This is a genomic window from Phenylobacterium sp. (genome assembly GCF_041920015.1).
Taxonomy (GTDB): domain Bacteria; phylum Pseudomonadota; class Alphaproteobacteria; order Caulobacterales; family Caulobacteraceae; genus Phenylobacterium.
The window spans coordinates 1-15,974 of record NZ_JAYRST010000071.1; the positions used below are offsets into that span (position 1 = coordinate 1).

Below are 15,974 nucleotides of genomic sequence, written 5' to 3' on the forward strand. Positions count from 1 at the left end.
CGCCCGGGTCGAGGACGTCTTCTTCCAGGCCGGCGAGTGGGCGCCGGCCAACCAGCCGATCGTCTCGCTGCTGCCGGACGATAGGATCAAGCTGCGGTTCTTCGTGCCCCAGGCCGAGATCGCCGCCTACCGCCCCGGCGCCAGCGTCCGCTTCGCCTGCGACGGCTGCCCTTCAGGGCTGAGCGCCAGGATCAGCTACATCAGCCCGCGGCCGGAGTTCACCCCGCCGGTGATCTACAGCCGCGAGACCCGCGACCGCATGGTCTTCCTGGTCGAGGCTGTCCCATCGGCCCGGCTCAATCCGGGCCAGCCGGTCGACGTCCAGCCGCTGGAGCGCGGCAAGTGACGCTGGCCATCGACGTTCGAGGCCTCAACAAGAGCTTCGGCGACAAGCACGTCGTCCAGGACGTCGACCTGCAGGTGGAGGAAGGGCGCATCTGCGGCTTCCTCGGCCCCAACGGCTCGGGCAAGACCACCACCCTGCGCATGCTGTGCGGCCTGCTCACCCCCGACAGCGGCCAGGGCACGGCGCTCGGCCTCGACATCATCGCCCAGGCCAACCTCATCAAGCGCCGCACCGGCTACATGACCCAGAGGTTCTCGCTCTACGAGGACCTGACCATCGAGGAGAACCTGCAGTTCGCCGCCCGGGTGCACGAGCTCGACCGCCGCAAGGCGCGCGTCGACCGGGCGCTGGAACGCCTGGGCCTGCTCGAACGCCGCCGCCAGCTCGCCGGCTCGCTATCCGGCGGCTGGAAGCAACGGCTGGCCCTGGCCTCCGCCACCCTGCACGAACCCCGGCTGCTGCTGCTCGACGAGCCGACCGCCGGCGTCGATCCCAAGGCGCGGCGCACCTTCTGGGACGAGATCCACGCCCTCAGCGCCGAGGGCCTGACCGTGCTGGTCTCCACCCACTACATGGACGAGGCCGAGCGCTGTCACGAGATCGCCTATATCAGCTACGGCCGGCTGATCGCCCGCGGGGCGGCCGACGAAGTGATCGCCGGCGCCGGCCTCGTCACCTTCAACGGCGAGGGGCCAGGGATCGACCGGCTGGCCGGCGAGATCGCCGCCCTGCCCGGCGTCGACATGGCCGCCCCCTTCGGCCAGTCGCTGCACGTCTCCGGAACCGACCGCGCCGCGCTTGAAGCCGCGCTGGCCCCCTACCGCCGCGCGCCGTTCCGCTGGGAAGAGGTCCAGCCCAGCCTCGAAGACGTCTTCATCCGCCTGATGGACACGTCCGAGGACAACTTCAAATGAGGCTCCTTCGCCAAGGCTTCGGAGGGCGAGCCCTCTCCCCTTCGCCAGGACCTGTCCTGCGAAGCTCCGCCAGGAGCGAAGCAGGATGAGCAGCTTCTCCCTGACACGCGTCGCGGCGGTGATGATCAAGGAATTCAAGCAGCTCACGCGCGACCGGCTGACCTATGCGATGATGCTGGCCGTCCCGGTCATGCAGCTTCTGCTGTTCGGCTATGCGATCAATTCCGAGCCGCGCCACCTGCCGACCGCCCTGCTGGTGCAGGAGGACAGCGTCTTCGCCCGCTCCATCGTCGCGGCCTTGAAGAACAGCTCCTATTTCGACCTCGTGGCCCAGGCGCGCAGCCCCGCCGAGCTGGACGATCTCGTCCGCCGCGGCGAGGTCCAGTTCGCGATCACCATTCCGGGCGACTTCACCCGTCGCCTGGCCCGAGGCGACGGCGCCCAGGTGCTGGTCGAGGCCGATGCTTCCGACCCGTCCGCCACCGGTCCGGCGGTGGCCGCCCTGGCGGCCCTGCCGACTCAGGCCCTGGCTCACGATCTGAAGGGCGCGCTCGCCCCGGCGATCGGCAAGGCGCCGTTCGAGGTGGTCGTCCACCGCCGCTACAATCCCGAGGCGATCACCGCCTACAGCATCGTCCCCGGGCTGCTGGGGATCATCCTCTCCATGACGCTGGTCATGATGACCGCCCTGTCGGTGACGCGCGAGGCCGAGCGCGGCACCATGGAGAGCCTGTTGGCCACGCCCGTCGAGCCGATCGAGGTGATGGCCGGCAAGCTCGCGCCCTATGTCGCCGTCGGCCTGATCCAGACCGCGATCATCCTCATCCTGGCGCGGCTGCTGTTCGACGTCCCGATGGTCGGAGGCTGGCTCGGCCTGTCGCTGGGCGTCGCCCTCTTCATCGTCGGCTCGCTGGCGCTGGGGTTCCTGATGTCGACCGTGGCGCGGACCCAGCTCCAGGCCATGCAGATGAGCATGTTCTACATCCTGCCCTCGATCCTGCTGTCGGGCTTCATGTTCCCGTTCCGCGGCATGCCCGCCTGGGCCCAGGCGCTCGGCGAGATCGTCCCCGTCACCCACTTCCTACGCGTGGTGCGCGGCGCGCTGCTGAAAGGCCAGGGAACCCTGGACATGTGGCGCGAACTGGCCGCCCTGCTCGCCTTCGCGTGCGTGGTCACGGCCCTGGCCATGGCCCGCTATCGCCGCACCCTGGATTAGCGCGATTTAACGAGGCGCTTCGCCCGGCCCGGTGTAACAGCGTTGGGGCCTGTTACGACAGCACATCGGGGAGCCTCAAAGTCATGCAAAGCCGTCGCGACCTCCTGACCAGCGCCGCGGCCTTCGGCCTCGCCGCCGCCGCGCCGAAGATCGCAGCCGCCGCCGCTCCAGCCTCGGGCGAGGCGGCGAAGATGTACGCCTTCTTCGACAAGGCCATGGAGCGGACCTTCCGCCGCTCGCCCGAGCTGCCCACCGAGCTCGGCCTCGACAAGGGCGTCCTGGCCTGGACCAAGCACGAGCTGTCCGATTTCTCGCTGACCGCCCTGGCCGAGAACAAGGCCGACACCGCCCGGGACCTCGCCGAGCTGCGCCGCATCGATCGCAAGCAGCTTACCGGCATGGACGCGGTGAACTACGACACCGTCGACTTCGTGCTGTCCGTGCAGGACGAGGGTAATCGCAGGTTCGACTATGGCGGCCAGGGCTCGGGCGCGCCCTATGTCATCTCCCAGCTCACCGGCTCCTACCAGCAGATGCCGGACTTCCTCGACACCCAGCACGTGATCGAGGCCAAGCCGGACGTCGACGCCTATCTTTCGCGCATGGAAGCCTTCGGCCGCCTGATGGATCAGGAGGCCGAGGTCGTGCGCCACGACGTGGCCCTCGGCGTCGTCCCGCCCGACTTCGTGATCGACAAGTCCCTGACCCAGCTCAAGGCGTTCCTGGCCTACGAGCCCGACAAGGCGCCGCTGGTGGCCAGCCTGGTGCGCCGCACCGGCGAGAAGAAGATCGAAGGCGACTGGTCCAAGGCCGCCCAGGGCCTCTATCTCGACAAGGTCCGCCCGGCCATGCAGCGCCAGGCCGAACTGCTGGAAAGCCTGCGCCCCAAGGCGGTGCACGACGCCGGCTGCTGGCGCCTGCCGAAAGGCGATGAGTACTACACCGTCTCGCTGCGCAACTACACGACCTCCAACATCGGCCCCGACGAGGTGCACCAGACCGGACTCGACCTGGTCCGCAGCCTGGGCGCGGAGGCCGACGTGCTGATGAAGAAGGCCGGCTATTCCAAGGGAACGGTCGGCGAGCGCTATCGCCAGATGGCGACCGACCCCCGCCAGGTCTATCCGAACACCGACCAAGGCAAGGAAGAGCTGCTGGCCAAGCTGAACGAGCAGGTGAAGGTCATCCAGGCCAAGCTGCCGCAGTGGTTCGGCCAACTTCCCAAGGCGCCGCTCGAGATCCGCCGCGTGCCCCCGGCCATCGAGGCCGGCGCGCCGGGCGGCTATTACAACTCCCCCAGCCTCGACGGCTCGCGGCCCGGCATCTACTGGATCAACCTGCGCGACACCGCCGAGGTGCCCGCCTGGACCCTGCCGACCCTGACCTATCACGAGGGACTTCCGGGCCACCACCTGCAACTCGCCCTCAACAACGAGGCCGGCGACCTGCCGCTGATCCGCAAGGTGACCGGGTTCTCGGGCTATAGCGAAGGCTGGGCGCTCTACGCCGAGCAACTGGCCGTCGAGATGGGCATGTACCGGGACGACGTGCTGGGCCACATCGGCATGCTGCACGACGCCATGTTCCGCGCCGTGCGCCTGGTGGTCGACTCGGGCATGCACCACAAGCGCTGGAGCCGCGAACAGGCGCTGAAATACTACATCGACAACATCGGCGACGCCGAGGCCGCCGCGATCACCGAAATTGAGCGCTACTGCGTCTGGCCGGGCCAGGCCTGCAGCTACATGGTCGGCAAGATCACCTGGATGAACGGCCGCGAGCGGGCCCGGAAGGCGCTGGGCCGCAGGTTCGACATCCGCAAGTTCCACGACGCCGGCCTGCTCGCCGGTGGAACCCCGCTGACCGTGCTGGACAACGTGATCGACAACTACATCGCCGCGGCGAAGAAGTAGGACGATCAATTCCTCCCCCGCTGGGGGAGGTGGATCGATGCATAGCATCGAGACGGAAGGGGGACTGCTCTTCTCGTGAGAGGAGTCAAAGTCCCCCTCAGTCGGCCATTCGGCCGACAGCTCCCCCAGCGGGGGAGCAACTTGGCCGCCAAGCCCCGCTTGCCGCGCGCCGAATCCCGTCCCACCTTGAGGCTATGAGCGCGCGTTTCTCGGACGCCGGGCCGCCGAAACTGACGGCGGTGCTGGGGCCGACCAACACCGGCAAGACCCATCTGGCCGTCGAGCGGATGCTGGGCCACGCCAGCGGCATGATCGGCCTGCCGCTGCGCCTTCTGGCGCGCGAGATCTACGACCGCATCGTCAAACTGCGCGGCGCGGCGTGCGTGGCGCTCATCACCGGCGAGGAGAAGATCGTCCCGCCCCGGGCGCAGTACTTCGTCTGCACGGTCGAGGCCATGCCGCTCAGCCGCCAGGTCGAGTTCCTGGCGGTCGACGAGATCCAGCTCTGCGCCGACCCCGAGCGCGGGCACGTCTTCACCCACCGCCTGCTGCACGCCCGCGGCCGCTTCGAGACCATGCTGCTGGGCGCGGGAACCATGGCGCCGCTGGTCCGCGCCCTGCTGCCCGACGCCGAGATCGTGACGCGCGAACGGTTCTCGCGCCTGACCTATTCGGGGCCGAAGAAGCTGACCCGCCTGCCGCGGCGCTCGGCCGTGGTCGCCTTCTCCGCGGACCAGGTCTACGCCATCGCCGAGCTGATCCGCCGCCAGCGCGGCGGGGCGGCGGTGGTCATGGGCTCGCTAAGCCCGCGCACCCGCAACGCCCAGGTGGCGCTCTACCAGTCGGGCGAGGTCGATTTCCTGGTCGCCACCGACGCCATCGGCATGGGCCTGAACATGGACGTCGACCACGTGGCCTTCGCCGGCCTGCGCAAATTCGACGGCCGCCGCACCCGCTTCCTGCACCCGTCCGAGGTCGGCCAGATCGCCGGCCGCGCCGGGCGCTTCACCCGCGACGGGACCTTCGGCGTCACCGGCGACTGCGAGGACATGGACGCCGACCTGATCGAAGCGGTGGAGGACCATCGCTTCGACGCCATCGCCGGGGCCGAATGGCGGAGCGCCGACCTCGACTTCAGCTCGTTGCAGAAGCTGCTGAAGTCGCTGACCACCCCGCCCGGACGGCCGGGCCTGAAGCTGGCGGGCGAAGCGCTGGACGAGAAGACCCTGCACGCGCTGTCGGACGAGCCGGAGGTGATCGAGCGCTGCGCGCGCGACCGTACCGCCCTGACGCGGCTCTGGGACGTCTGCCAGACACCGGACTTCCGCAAGACCTCGGGCGAGGAGCACATCCGGCTGGTGCGCGAGTTCTTCGGCTGGCTGACCAGCCGCAACCGCAAGGTGCCGGAGGACTGGATCGCGGGCCAATATCGGCACCTGGATCGTACCGACGGCGAGATCGACACCCTGGCCGCGCGGCTGGCCAGCGTGCGCACCGTGGCCTATGTCGCCAACCGGCCCGACTGGCTGGCCGACCCCGGCGCCTGGCAGGGCAAGACCCGCGCCCTGGAGGACCGGCTCTCCGACACCCTGCACGAGAAGCTGATGGCCCGGTTCGTCGACCGGCGGACCAGCGTGCTGATGCGGGCGCTCAATGTCCGCAGCGACCTCTTGGCCGGGGTGGCGAGCGACGGCGAGGTGACGGTCGAGGGCCAGTATGTCGGCAAGCTGGCCGGCGTCGCCTTCCAGCCTGCCCAGGGAACCAGCGCCCTGGAGGAAAAGGCTCTGCGGGCCGCGGCGGTCGCCGCGGTCTCGCCGGAGATCGCCAAGCGGCTGGGCCAGTTGGCCGCCGAGCCGGACGCGGCGTTCGGCTTCACGGCCGAGGGGTTGGTGCTGTGGCGCGGCGAGGCGGCCGGCGCAGTGGCGGGCGGTACGCCGCTCGCGCCGCGCGTGCGGCTGTTCGGAGAGCTCGGCCCGGCCCCGGCGCGCGAGCGGGCGGCCCGGCGCCTGGAAGCCTTCCTCGCGGCCGAGGCGGCGCGCCGGCTCGGCCCCTTGCGCAAGCTGGAAGCGGCCCTCGCCAGCGGCCGAATCAAGGGCCTGGCCCGCGGGATCGCCTATCGCCTGATCGAGAACGGCGGGGTGCTGGACCGCGCCCTGGTTCGCGCCGAGGCCAAGGCCCTCAGCCAGGTCGAGCGCCGGGCCCTGAAGGCGCTGGGAGTGCGGCTGGGCGCCTTCAGCCTCTACCTGCCCGGCCTGCTGCGGCCCCAGGCCATGGCCTTCGCCCAGGGCTTCGTTCCGCGCGAGGGGCGCCCCCGGCCGGGGGCCGTCAATCGTCTGACCGCCCCGCCTCCGAGCCCCGCCGTGCTCGCCGCCTTCGGCCTGCGCGCGGTCGGCCGCCTCGCCGTCCCGGTCGAGGCGCTGGAGCGGCTGGATGCGCTGCTGCGCTCGGCGGCCAAGCCTGGCCTGCTGTCGGACCAGGCGCGCGAGGAGCTCGGCTGGAGCGAGGGCGAGGCCCGCGAAATCCTCCGCGCCCTGGGCTTTGCGCCGACCGCGAAATCCAGGGCCGGCGAGCCCGTGGTCTGGCGCCGCCGCGGCGAGAAGGCCCGCGAGCGTCCCGAGCCGCCGCCCTCGCCCCATTCGCCCTTCGCGGCCCTGGCGGCGCTCAAGGACAGGCCTGCGCCAGCCCGACGCCCGAGGCGGCGGCGCAGGCCCAAGGCGGCGGTGCCATGAGCGACGAGGCCTGCCGCGCGGACGTCTGGCTGTGGCGCGCCCGGTTCTTCAAGACCCGCTCGCTGGCGGCCAAATTCCTCGACGAGGGCAAGGTGCGCCTGACGCGGGGCGGCTCGGAGACCCGCATCGACAAGTGCGCGCGGCCGGTGAAGGTCGGCGACCGCCTGGTCTTCGCCCTTGGCGGAAGGCTGATCGCCGTGGTGGTCGAGGCCCTGGGCGAGCGCCGCGGCCCGGCGCAGGAGGCGCGCGGCCTCTATTCGCAGATGGACGCCGGCTGAGGGCGACTTGGCCTGAGCCCCGCCCCGGCCTAGAGAACCCCATGGCCTGGACCCGCAGATACGAAGATCCCGAACCCCAGCGCGTCAACAAGTGGCTCGCCCAGAGCGGCGTCTGCTCGCGGCGGGAGGCCGAGGGCCTGATCGCTCAAGGCCTGGTGTTCATCGACGGCGAGCGGGTGGACGACGCCGGCCGCAAGATCCAGCCCGGCCAGACCCTGGCGCTGAACGACAGCGCCCAACAGAAGCTGGATTCCAGCCTGTCGGTGGTGCTGCACAAGCCGATGGGGATCGTCTCCTCCCTGCCGCAAGGCGACCAGGTGGAGGCAGTCACCCTGTTGACCCGCCAGGCGCTGTGGGGCGACGCCGAGGCGAGCGCCCCCACCGCCGCCAACAATCTCGCCCCGCTCGGCCGGCTGGACCGGGAGTCCCGCGGCCTGCTGGTGCTGTCGGAAGACGGGGTGCTGGCGAAAGCTCTGATCGGGCCGGCCTCGGAGATCGACAAGGAATACAACGTGCTCCTGACCGGGGAGATCACGCCGAAGAAGATCGCCCTGCTGCGCCATGGCCTGGAGCTGGACGGCCGCAAGCTGCGCCCCGCCAAGGTGACCCAGGTCGGCGAGCAGAAGCTGAACATGGTGCTGCAGGAAGGCCGCAACCGACAGATCCGCCGCATGGCCGAACTGGTCGAGCTGCGTGTGGTCGACCTGATGCGCGTGCGGGTCGGGCCGCTGAAGCTGGGCGACCTGCCGGAGGGCAGGTGGCGGCCGCTGACGGCGGAGGAACGCGCCGCCCTCATCGCTGCGTCCAAAGGCCAAGGCTAGTCAGACGCCTCCGGGAGACCTAGCGTGGCCGCATGCAACGCTTGGTCCCCCTCACGCTCCTCGCCAGCCTTCTCGCCACCGCCGCCCACGCCGCGCCCCGGCAGGAGACCGCGACCGTCGCCGGCCTCTCCCATCCGGCGGAGATCCGCATCGACCGCTGGGGCATCGCCCACATCTATGCGGCCGACAAGCGCGACGCCTTCTTCCTGCAAGGCTACAACGTCGCCCGCGACCGGCTCTGGCAGGTGGACCTGTGGCGCAAGCGGGGCCTGGGCCTGCTGGCCCGCGATTTCGGCCCCGACTACGTGGCCCAGGACCGGGCCGCCCGCCTCTTCCTCTATCGCGGCGACATGGAGAAGGAGTGGGCCGCCTACGGCGCCGGCACGCGCGACAACACCGAAGCTTTCGTCGCCGGGATCAACGCCTTCATCGACGAGATCACCCTGGGCAAGCATCCCCTGCCCCAGGAGTTCAAGGTCGCCGGAACCCTGCCGGACCGGTGGAGCGCCCAGGACGTGGTGCGCATCCGCAGCCACGGCCTGACCCGCAACGTGCCCAACGAGGTCGGGCGCGCCCGCATCGCCTGCGCCGCGGGGATCGAGGCCGCCCGCCTCTACAAGAACATCGAACCGAAGTGGGAGCCGAAGCTTCCCGCCGGCCTCGACCCCTGCGACGTGCCCCAGGAGGTGCTGACCGACTACGACCTGGCCACCCGCGGCGTCCGCTTCGTCCCCGACGACGGCAAGCTGGCCATGGTGGAGGTTCCGCCCGAGGCGGTCGGCTCGAACAACTGGACCATCGCCGGCTCGCGCACCGCCACCGGCCGCCCGATCCTGGCCAACGACCCGCACCGCGAGCACAGCGCCCCGTCCCTGCGCTACATCGTCCACCTGGAAGCGCCCGGCTTCTCGGTGATCGGCGCGGGCGAGCCGGCCCTGCCCGGCGTCTCCATCGGCCACAACGGCACGGTCGCCTTCGGCCTGACGATCTTCCCGGCCGACCAGGAAGACCTCTACGTCTACGAGACCGACGACCAGGGCCGCTATCGCTACAAAGACGGCTGGGAGCCGATGACCCGCGTGGTCGAAGAGATCGCCGTCAAGGGCGAGGCCGCGCCGCGCAAGGTCGAGCTGTCGTTCACCCGCCATGGGCCCGTGGTCCATGCCGACGGCGCCAAGCATCGCGCCTTCGCCGTGCGCAGCGTCTGGGGTCAACCGGGAACCTCGGCCTATTTCGGCTCCATGGGCTACATGACCGCCAAGGACTGGACGGGTTTCAAGACCGCGCTCTCCGACTGGGGCGCGCCGTCCGAGAACCAGGTCTTCGCCGACACCAAGGGCGACATCGGCTGGGTCGCCGCCGGCAAGGTGCCGCGCCGCGCCGGGTGGGACGGCCTGACCCCCGTGCCGGGCGACGGACGCTATGAGTGGGACGGGTTCCTGACGCTCGACGAACTGCCCAGCCTCCACAATCCCGCCTCCGGCTGGTTCGCCTCGGCCAACCAGTTCAACCTGCCCGCCGACTATCCCTACACCGAGCGCAAGGTCGGCTTCGAATGGTCGAACGACGCGCGCATGAAGCGGATCGTCGAGGTGCTGTCCGCCGACGGCAAGCAGACCCTGGCCGGCTCCATGGCCCTGCAGACCGACCCGACCGACGTCACCAGCCGCCGGATGCAGACGCTGCTGGCCCAGATGAAGACCGACGACGCCAAGCTCGCCGCGGCCCTCGACCTTGTCCGCGGCTGGGATGGTCGCACCGACGCCGCCAGCCCTGGCGCCGCGCTCTACGAAGTCTGGACCACCAAGCACCTGGGCCGCACGGCCATCGCCCGCGCCGCGCCGCCCGCGGCTGCGGCGATCATGGGCAATGGCGACATCGCCGCGGTGATGGCCCTGCTCGAGGCGCCGGACGCCACGCTGGGCGCCGATCCAGCCGGCGCGCGCGACGCCATCCTGCGTGAAAGCCTCATCGCCGCCTATGACGAGGTCGCCGGCAAGCTCGGCCCCGATCCGAAGGCCTGGTCCTGGGGCGCCCTGCACCAGGCCCGCTTCGATCACGTCTTGACCCCTCGCCTGCCGACCGCCGAGCGCGAGGCCTGGTCCAGCGGAACCGCGCCGATGGCCGGCACATCGCTCTCGCCGCTGGCCGCCACCTGGCGGCCCAACGACTACCGCGTCGTCGCCGGCGCCTCGTTCCGAATGGTCCTGGACGTCGGGGCCTGGGACAACAGCCGCGTCATCAACACGCCCGGCCAGTCGGGCCAGCCGGGCGACCCGCACTTCCGCGATCTCTTCCCGCTGTGGGCCAAGGGCCAGTACGTGCCGCTCAGCTATTCGCGCAAGGCGGTGGAAGACGTCACCGAGACGGTGCTGAAACTGACGCCCGCGCCCGGCTCCTAACGGCCCTTGCAGATAAGTTGAGGGCGCCCGCCATTGACATTAGGCCGTCGTAGCCGGACAAACCGCCGCCCGATCAGTGCGGCCGGAGTTGTATACCGCGATGACCTACATCGTCATGGACCCTTGCATCAAATGTAAGTTCATGGACTGCGTGGAGGTCTGTCCGGTCGATTGCTTCTACGAGGGCGAGAACTTCCTCGTCATCAACCCCGACGAATGCATCGACTGCGGCGTCTGCGAGCCGGAATGCCCGGTCGACGCCATCAAGCCGGACACCGAGGACGACCCGGATTCCAAGTGGCTGCGGATCAACACCGATTACGCCAAGGTGTGGCCGAACATCACGGTCAAGGGCGAGCCCCCAGAGGACCGCGAAGAATACGAGCGCGAGACCGGAAAGTTCGAAAAATACTTCAGCGAGAAGCCCGGACGCGGCTCCTAGGGCGCCCTGACGCCGGGGCAAGCCTTTCTTTCGGCTGATTTTTATGCTAACAAATACGCTGATGAGGCGGTAGCGACTTCGCGCGCCCCGTCATTTCTGCAGAAAAGCCGTTCCCGGCCTATGTACGTCGCTGAAAAAGGCGAAGGGTGTCCTAAAGGTATAATCCGTTCCAACAAGGGGTGGCGCGCCGCAACAGTTTTGCGGAGGGCGCCCTTTACGCTGTCGGAAACTGATTAACGCCTTTTAACGGGTTCGGAAGAGTCGAAAAGGACTTGAGCGAATGAGCAAGAGCGGTCTGGAATTCTCTGTCGGCGATCACGTCGTCTACCCGGCTCATGGCGTGGGCCAGGTACAGGGGATCGAAACCCAGGAAGTCGCCGGCTATTCGCTCGAAGTCTACGTCATCACCTTCGACCACGAGAAGATGACCCTGCGCGTCCCGACCGCGAAAGCCCGCGGCGCCGGCCTGCGCTCGCTGGCCGAGGGCAATGTCGTCAGCCAGGCCCTGACCACCCTGAAGGGCCGCGCCCGCGTGAAGCGCACCATGTGGTCGCGCCGCGCCCAGGAATACGAAGCCAAGATCAATTCCGGCGATCTGATCTCGATCGCCGAGGTGGTCCGCGACCTGCACCGCGCCGAGAACCAGCCGGAACAGTCCTATTCGGAGCGTCAGCTCTATGAATCAGCTCTGGACCGCATGGCCCGCGAAGTCGCCGCGATCGAGCGCATCGACCGCGAGGCGGCGATCATCATCCTGAACAAGAGCCTGGTGAAGACCGCGGCCGCTGCGGCCTGAGCCTTCCAGACCTCGTCGGACTTCAAGACGCCCGGCCGCCCCGCCGGGCGTTTTTCATGTCGGCCTCAGGCGGCCGCCTTGAAGGCCGCGACCAGCGGGCGCAACGCCTCGTGGCTGACTGGCTTGCGCAGCAACGGCGTGTCTGGATAGTCGCCGCTCGGCAAGGTGCTGTAGCCGGTCGCAAAGACGAACGGCACGCCCTGTTCGCGCAGCCGCTGGGCCAGTGGGAACACCGTCTCGCCGCCACCCAGATTGACGTCCAGCAGCGCGCCGTCCGGCGGGGTGTCCTGAGCGGCCAGCCAGGCCAGCGCCGCCTCCAGCGCGCCGAACGAAGCGGCGATCTCGCACCCCAGGTCCGTCAGGAGGTCCTCCATCATCATGGCGACCAGCGGCTCGTCCTCGACCAGGATCACCCGCACGGCGGTCATGGCCGCGAAATCCGCGACGACAGGGGCGCGCGCAACCGGAACTGCAAGCCTTCGGGATCGAAGATCATCTGTCCCTGGCCGCCCAGCTCGCGCGCGACGCCGGTCTCGATCAGGCGCGAGCCGAAGCCGCGCCGCCGCGGCTCGCCCACAGGCGGGCCGCCCCGCTCCACCCACTGGAACTCCAGCTCGGTGGGCGCCTCGTCGCAGTCGAGCTTCCAGGCGACGTCCAGACTGCCGCCCTCGATGCTCAGCGCCCCGTACTTGGTGGCGTTCACCGCCAGTTCGTGCAGCGTCATGTGCATGGCCACCGCCGCCTCCGGCGTCAGGCCGAGGTCGGGGCCAGAGACGGAGATCCGCAAGCCCGCCACGGCGCAGAACGGGGTCAGCGCCTGTCCCACCACCTCGGCCAGGCCCGCCGGCCCCCAGGCGCCGCGGGTCAGCAGCTCGTGCGCCCGCGAAAGCGCCCCGATCCGGCCGTTGAACGACTCGACGAACTCGGCCGGCGATCCGGATCGGCGCAAGGTCTGGTCGGCGATCGACTGCACGGCCGCCAATGTGTTCTTGCAGCGGTGGTCGAGCTCGCGCATCAGCAGTTGGCGCCGCTCGAGGCTCTCAGACAGCGAGGCGTAGGCCTGGACGTTGGCGATCGCCGTGGCGGTGGCCCGGGCGATGATCTGCAGCTTGGCCACCTCGTCGTCCGTCGGCTCGCGCCGCTGGGCCCAATAGGCGCCGATGGCGGCCACCGGATCGCCGGGCCGCACCGGCGTCATCACCAGGCTCCTGACGAAGGTCGGCCGGTAGAGGTCGTGCGGGATGCGCGGGTCGGCATAGACGTCGGGGATGACCACCGTCTCGCCGTTCAGCATCGCCCAGCCGGAAATGCATTGGACCAGCGGGAAGCGACGCCCCTTCCACAGCGGACCGATGGCCAGTTCGTCGAGATAGTAACAGCAGTCCCCGTCGCGCAGCACGAAGGTCACGCCGTCGGCGTGCGAGACGGTCCGCGCGGCGGCCCGCACCACCGAGGCCACGTCCTCGATCGTGCGCGCCGCCGACAGCGCCTCGATCATCTCCACAAGCACGAGGGCGGCGTCGCGGGCATCGCCGCCCGCGCCTTCACCCTGCACCGGAGCCTCCAACATGGCGCGGTCTCCTGGAGCCGGAGAGACTAGCCCTGGGTTGAATCTTGCCCAAGGACCTACCTTCGCGCAAGTCCATCCAAGGTTGACGCATCCGATATTTCGCCCAGCGAAGCCGCCAGCCTAGTCGGCCGGCGCATCCGTCTCGCCCGCCGCCCTGGCCGGCAGCGGCCCTTGCGCCAGCTCCCTGGCCAGGACCTCGCGGTCCAGGTCGCCTTCCCATCGGGCGACGACCAGGGTGGCGACGCCGTTGCCGATCAGATTGGTCAGGGCCCGGCATTCGCTCATGAACCGGTCGACCCCGACCAGCAGGGCCAGGGAGGCGATCGGAATGGTGGGCGCCACGGCGAGGGTCGCGGCCAGGGTGATGAATCCCGCCCCGGTCACCCCGCTCGCCCCCTTGGAGGTCAGCATGGCCACGGCCAGCAGGGTCAGTTCCTGGGTCAGCGTCAGGTCGACATTGGTCGCCTGGGCCAGGAACAGGGTCGCCAGGGTCATGTAGATGTTGGTGCCGTCCAGGTTGAACGAATAGCCGGTGGGGATGACGAGGCCGGTGGTCGTCTTGCCGGCGCCCAGCCGCTGCATCTTCTCCATCATCTGCGGCAGCACCGATTCCGACGAGGACGTGCCCAGCACGATCAGCAACTCCTCGCGGATATAGGCCAGGAACTTGAAGATCGAGAAGCCGGCGGCTAGGGCGATCAGCCCCAGCACCACCAGCACGAACAGCAGCGAGGTCGTATAGAAGGTCGCCACCAGCGCGCCGAGCTTCACCAGGGCGGCCAGGCCGTACTTGCCGATGGTGAAGCCCATGGCCCCGAACGCCCCGATCGGCGCCAGCTTCACGATCACCTGGATGATCGAGAAGAACACCTTGGCGATGTCCTCCAGCACCCCGGCCGCCTTGTCGCCGAACTCGCCCATCCGCGAACAGGCGAAGCCGGTGATGATCGCGATCACCAGCACCTGCAGCAGGTTCCCCTCGGCGAAGGCGCCGAAGAAGGTCTCCGGAATCAGGTGCAGCAGATAGTCGACCAGGCTCTCGCCATGCTGGGCCTTTTCGGCGTAACCGGCGGCGATGCTGGGATCCAGGGTCGCCGGGTCGATGTTGAAGCCGGCCCCCGGCTTGACCAGGTTGCCGACGATCAGGCCGATGGCCAGCGCCACGGTCGAGACCACCTCGAAATAGAGCAGCGTCTTGGCGCCCAGCCGCCCGAAGGCCTTGATGTCGCCCATCCGCGCCACGCCCGCGACGATGGTGCAGAAGATCACCGGCGCGATGCCCATCTTGATGAGCTTGATGAAGGCGTCGCCCAACGGTTTCAGCGCGACCCCGACCTCAGGCCAGATCGCCCCCACCGCAATCCCCAGCGCGATGCCCACCAGCACCTGCACATAGAGGACGCGAAACACCCTCAAGAACGCCATGCACATCCCCCACCAGCCATTCACACCGGAACGGCGTTGCGCTATCACCCGCCCCGGTCGGCCCGGTAGCTCAGCAGGATAGAGCAGCGCTTTCCTAAAAATTAGACAAATTAGCAGCGCACCCGATCGCGGCCTCAATATTTCAATAATATCAATTATATAGCACTCTCTACGTCGTCGCCAATTTGACGCACAGCGTCTACTACAGTTCACTACAGCGACCGTTTACCCGCCTTTTAGCTGGAAAAAGTACGCTGTTTTCAATGCTCCAAACCACAGATCCACTACAGGGCCACACATCGTCTAGCGCAGGCGAGGAACACAAATCCTTTCGGATTTGCGACGGCAAGGTGCTCATTTTTCATCGGGCCGACAGCCCGAATTGGTACGCGCAATGGCGGCGCAACGACGGCTCGCAGTTCCAAAAAGGGCTCCGAACAGCTGATCGCGCCACGGCGATTGAGGCCGCGCGCACGGAATACATGAAGTACACCTTTCGCGAGGAACATGGGCTCAGCGAGACCACCAAGGGTTTTGGGGCGGTGGCTGACGTGCTTCTTGCCGAGTTGGACGCAAAGCGGCTCGCCCGTGGCGAGGGCGACGGGAAGGTGAAAGCGTACAGGCAGCGAATTGAGCGCTACCTAAAGCCCTATTTCGGCCAACGCGCCATTGATCAAATCCGGCCGGCTGACATCGAGAAGTACCGCGACTGGCGTCTGGCCTATTGGATCACCGGGCCGGGAAGCAAACAGGAGTTTCTCGAATATCGGCGGGCGGGAAAGATCATTCGCGCACCTCTCGCAAATCGGAGGAGGGGAAACGGCGATAAGGCGCTTGGGGAAGACGTCACGCTTCGCCAAATCTTCGCCTGTGCGGTCAAGAACGGATGGCTGGAACAAGGGCGGGTTCCCCTCGTCAAATCGAGGAGGCCCAGCGACAAATCACGACCGCATTTCACCCAGGCAGAGGTGGACGCGCTGATGGTTTCAGCACCGGCCTGGATCGAAGCGGCCCCGTACAAGCGATCCAAGCCCATTCGCCGACTGACAACGGACTTCATAACCTTGTTGTTCGCGACCGGGATGCGCCCGAGCGAGGCGATCAAACTCACCTGGAGCGATA

14 protein-coding genes are annotated in these 15,974 nt (G+C 68.5%); 11 read left to right on the forward strand and 3 right to left on the reverse strand.

The genetic code is table 11. The features are described from left to right. From ACE3TL_RS13290 to ACE3TL_RS13335, 10 genes are all read left to right on the forward strand, one after another. On the forward strand, positions 1 to 346 hold a 346-nt coding region (locus tag ACE3TL_RS13290; protein WP_374579159.1), incomplete at its 5' end, for an HlyD family efflux transporter periplasmic adaptor subunit. Continuing rightward, positions 343 to 1,260, forward strand: coding sequence for an ABC transporter ATP-binding protein (locus ACE3TL_RS13295; protein ID WP_374579160.1), 918 nt, complete (start codon positions 343 to 345; stop codon positions 1,258 to 1,260). The genes ACE3TL_RS13290 and ACE3TL_RS13295, both read left to right, overlap by 4 nt. An 85-nt stretch (positions 1,261 to 1,345) precedes the next feature. Continuing rightward, positions 1,346 to 2,476, forward strand: coding sequence for an ABC transporter permease (locus ACE3TL_RS13300; RefSeq protein ID WP_374579161.1), 1,131 nt, complete (start codon positions 1,346 to 1,348; stop codon positions 2,474 to 2,476). 83 nt (positions 2,477 to 2,559) lie between these two features. Beyond that, a complete protein-coding gene (locus ACE3TL_RS13305) occupies positions 2,560 to 4,389 on the forward strand; it encodes a DUF885 family protein (protein WP_374579162.1) in 1,830 nt (609 codons plus the stop codon). Positions 4,390 to 4,583: 194 nt separating this feature from the next. Beyond that, entirely contained in the window at positions 4,584 to 7,118 is a 2,535-nt protein-coding gene (locus ACE3TL_RS13310; protein WP_374579163.1) for a helicase-related protein, read from the forward strand. Beyond that, complete coding sequence (locus tag ACE3TL_RS13315) at positions 7,115 to 7,396, forward strand: RNA-binding S4 domain-containing protein (protein ID WP_374579164.1); 282 nt, start codon at positions 7,115 to 7,117, stop codon at positions 7,394 to 7,396. Before ACE3TL_RS13310 ends, ACE3TL_RS13315 begins: the two co-directional genes overlap by 4 nt. Before the next feature lie 41 nt (positions 7,397 to 7,437). After that, on the forward strand, positions 7,438 to 8,217 hold the full coding sequence (locus tag ACE3TL_RS13320; protein WP_374579165.1) for a pseudouridine synthase: 780 nt from the start codon (positions 7,438 to 7,440) through the stop codon (positions 8,215 to 8,217). A gap of 32 nt (positions 8,218 to 8,249) precedes the next feature. Next, a complete protein-coding gene (locus ACE3TL_RS13325) occupies positions 8,250 to 10,619 on the forward strand; it encodes a penicillin acylase family protein (RefSeq protein ID WP_374579166.1) in 2,370 nt (789 codons plus the stop codon). 100 nt (positions 10,620 to 10,719) lie between these two features. Continuing rightward, complete coding sequence (gene fdxA / locus ACE3TL_RS13330) at positions 10,720 to 11,061, forward strand: ferredoxin FdxA (protein WP_374579167.1); 342 nt, start codon at positions 10,720 to 10,722, stop codon at positions 11,059 to 11,061. Positions 11,062 to 11,341: 280 nt separating this feature from the next. Then, positions 11,342 to 11,857, forward strand: a complete 516-nt coding sequence (locus ACE3TL_RS13335; RefSeq protein WP_374579168.1) for a CarD family transcriptional regulator — start codon at positions 11,342 to 11,344, stop codon at positions 11,855 to 11,857. A 65-nt stretch (positions 11,858 to 11,922) separates the two neighbouring features. On the opposite strand, the gene ACE3TL_RS13340 is transcribed toward ACE3TL_RS13335, so the two are convergent. The 3 genes from ACE3TL_RS13340 to dctA form a co-directional block, all read right to left on the reverse strand. Further along, on the reverse strand, positions 11,923 to 12,285 hold the full coding sequence (locus tag ACE3TL_RS13340) for a response regulator (protein ID WP_374579169.1): 363 nt from the start codon (positions 12,283 to 12,285) through the stop codon (positions 11,923 to 11,925). Then, positions 12,282 to 13,427: a sensor histidine kinase gene (locus ACE3TL_RS13345; protein WP_374579170.1), complete on the reverse strand. Its 1,146-nt coding sequence runs from the start codon at positions 13,425 to 13,427 to the stop codon at positions 12,282 to 12,284. Before ACE3TL_RS13345 ends, ACE3TL_RS13340 begins: the two co-directional genes overlap by 4 nt. A gap of 120 nt (positions 13,428 to 13,547) precedes the next feature. Next, complete coding sequence (gene dctA, locus ACE3TL_RS13350) at positions 13,548 to 14,852, reverse strand: C4-dicarboxylate transporter DctA (RefSeq protein WP_374579171.1); 1,305 nt, start codon at positions 14,850 to 14,852, stop codon at positions 13,548 to 13,550. 350 nt (positions 14,853 to 15,202) lie between these two features. Between dctA and ACE3TL_RS13355 the strand changes: the two genes are divergently transcribed. Next, a partial coding sequence (locus tag ACE3TL_RS13355; RefSeq protein WP_374579172.1) for a hypothetical protein occupies positions 15,203 to 15,974 on the forward strand: 772 nt, incomplete at its 3' end.

Coding starts and splice junctions, on each gene's coding strand:
- ACE3TL_RS13300 (WP_374579161.1), top strand. CDS start 1,346: ATGAGCAGCTTCTCCCTGACACGCGTCGCGGCGGTGATGATCAAGGAA.
- ACE3TL_RS13305 (WP_374579162.1), top strand. CDS start 2,560: ATGCAAAGCCGTCGCGACCTCCTGACCAGCGCCGCGGCCTTCGGCCTC.
- ACE3TL_RS13310 (WP_374579163.1), top strand. CDS start 4,584: ATGAGCGCGCGTTTCTCGGACGCCGGGCCGCCGAAACTGACGGCGGTG.
- ACE3TL_RS13315 (WP_374579164.1), top strand. CDS start 7,115: ATGAGCGACGAGGCCTGCCGCGCGGACGTCTGGCTGTGGCGCGCCCGG.
- ACE3TL_RS13320 (WP_374579165.1), top strand. CDS start 7,438: ATGGCCTGGACCCGCAGATACGAAGATCCCGAACCCCAGCGCGTCAAC.
- ACE3TL_RS13325 (WP_374579166.1), top strand. CDS start 8,250: ATGCAACGCTTGGTCCCCCTCACGCTCCTCGCCAGCCTTCTCGCCACC.
- fdxA (WP_374579167.1), top strand. CDS start 10,720: ATGACCTACATCGTCATGGACCCTTGCATCAAATGTAAGTTCATGGAC.
- ACE3TL_RS13335 (WP_374579168.1), top strand. CDS start 11,342: ATGAGCAAGAGCGGTCTGGAATTCTCTGTCGGCGATCACGTCGTCTAC.
- ACE3TL_RS13340 (WP_374579169.1), bottom strand. CDS start 12,285: ATGACCGCCGTGCGGGTGATCCTGGTCGAGGACGAGCCGCTGGTCGCC.
- ACE3TL_RS13345 (WP_374579170.1), bottom strand. CDS start 13,427: ATGTTGGAGGCTCCGGTGCAGGGTGAAGGCGCGGGCGGCGATGCCCGC.
- dctA (WP_374579171.1), bottom strand. CDS start 14,852: ATGGCGTTCTTGAGGGTGTTTCGCGTCCTCTATGTGCAGGTGCTGGTG.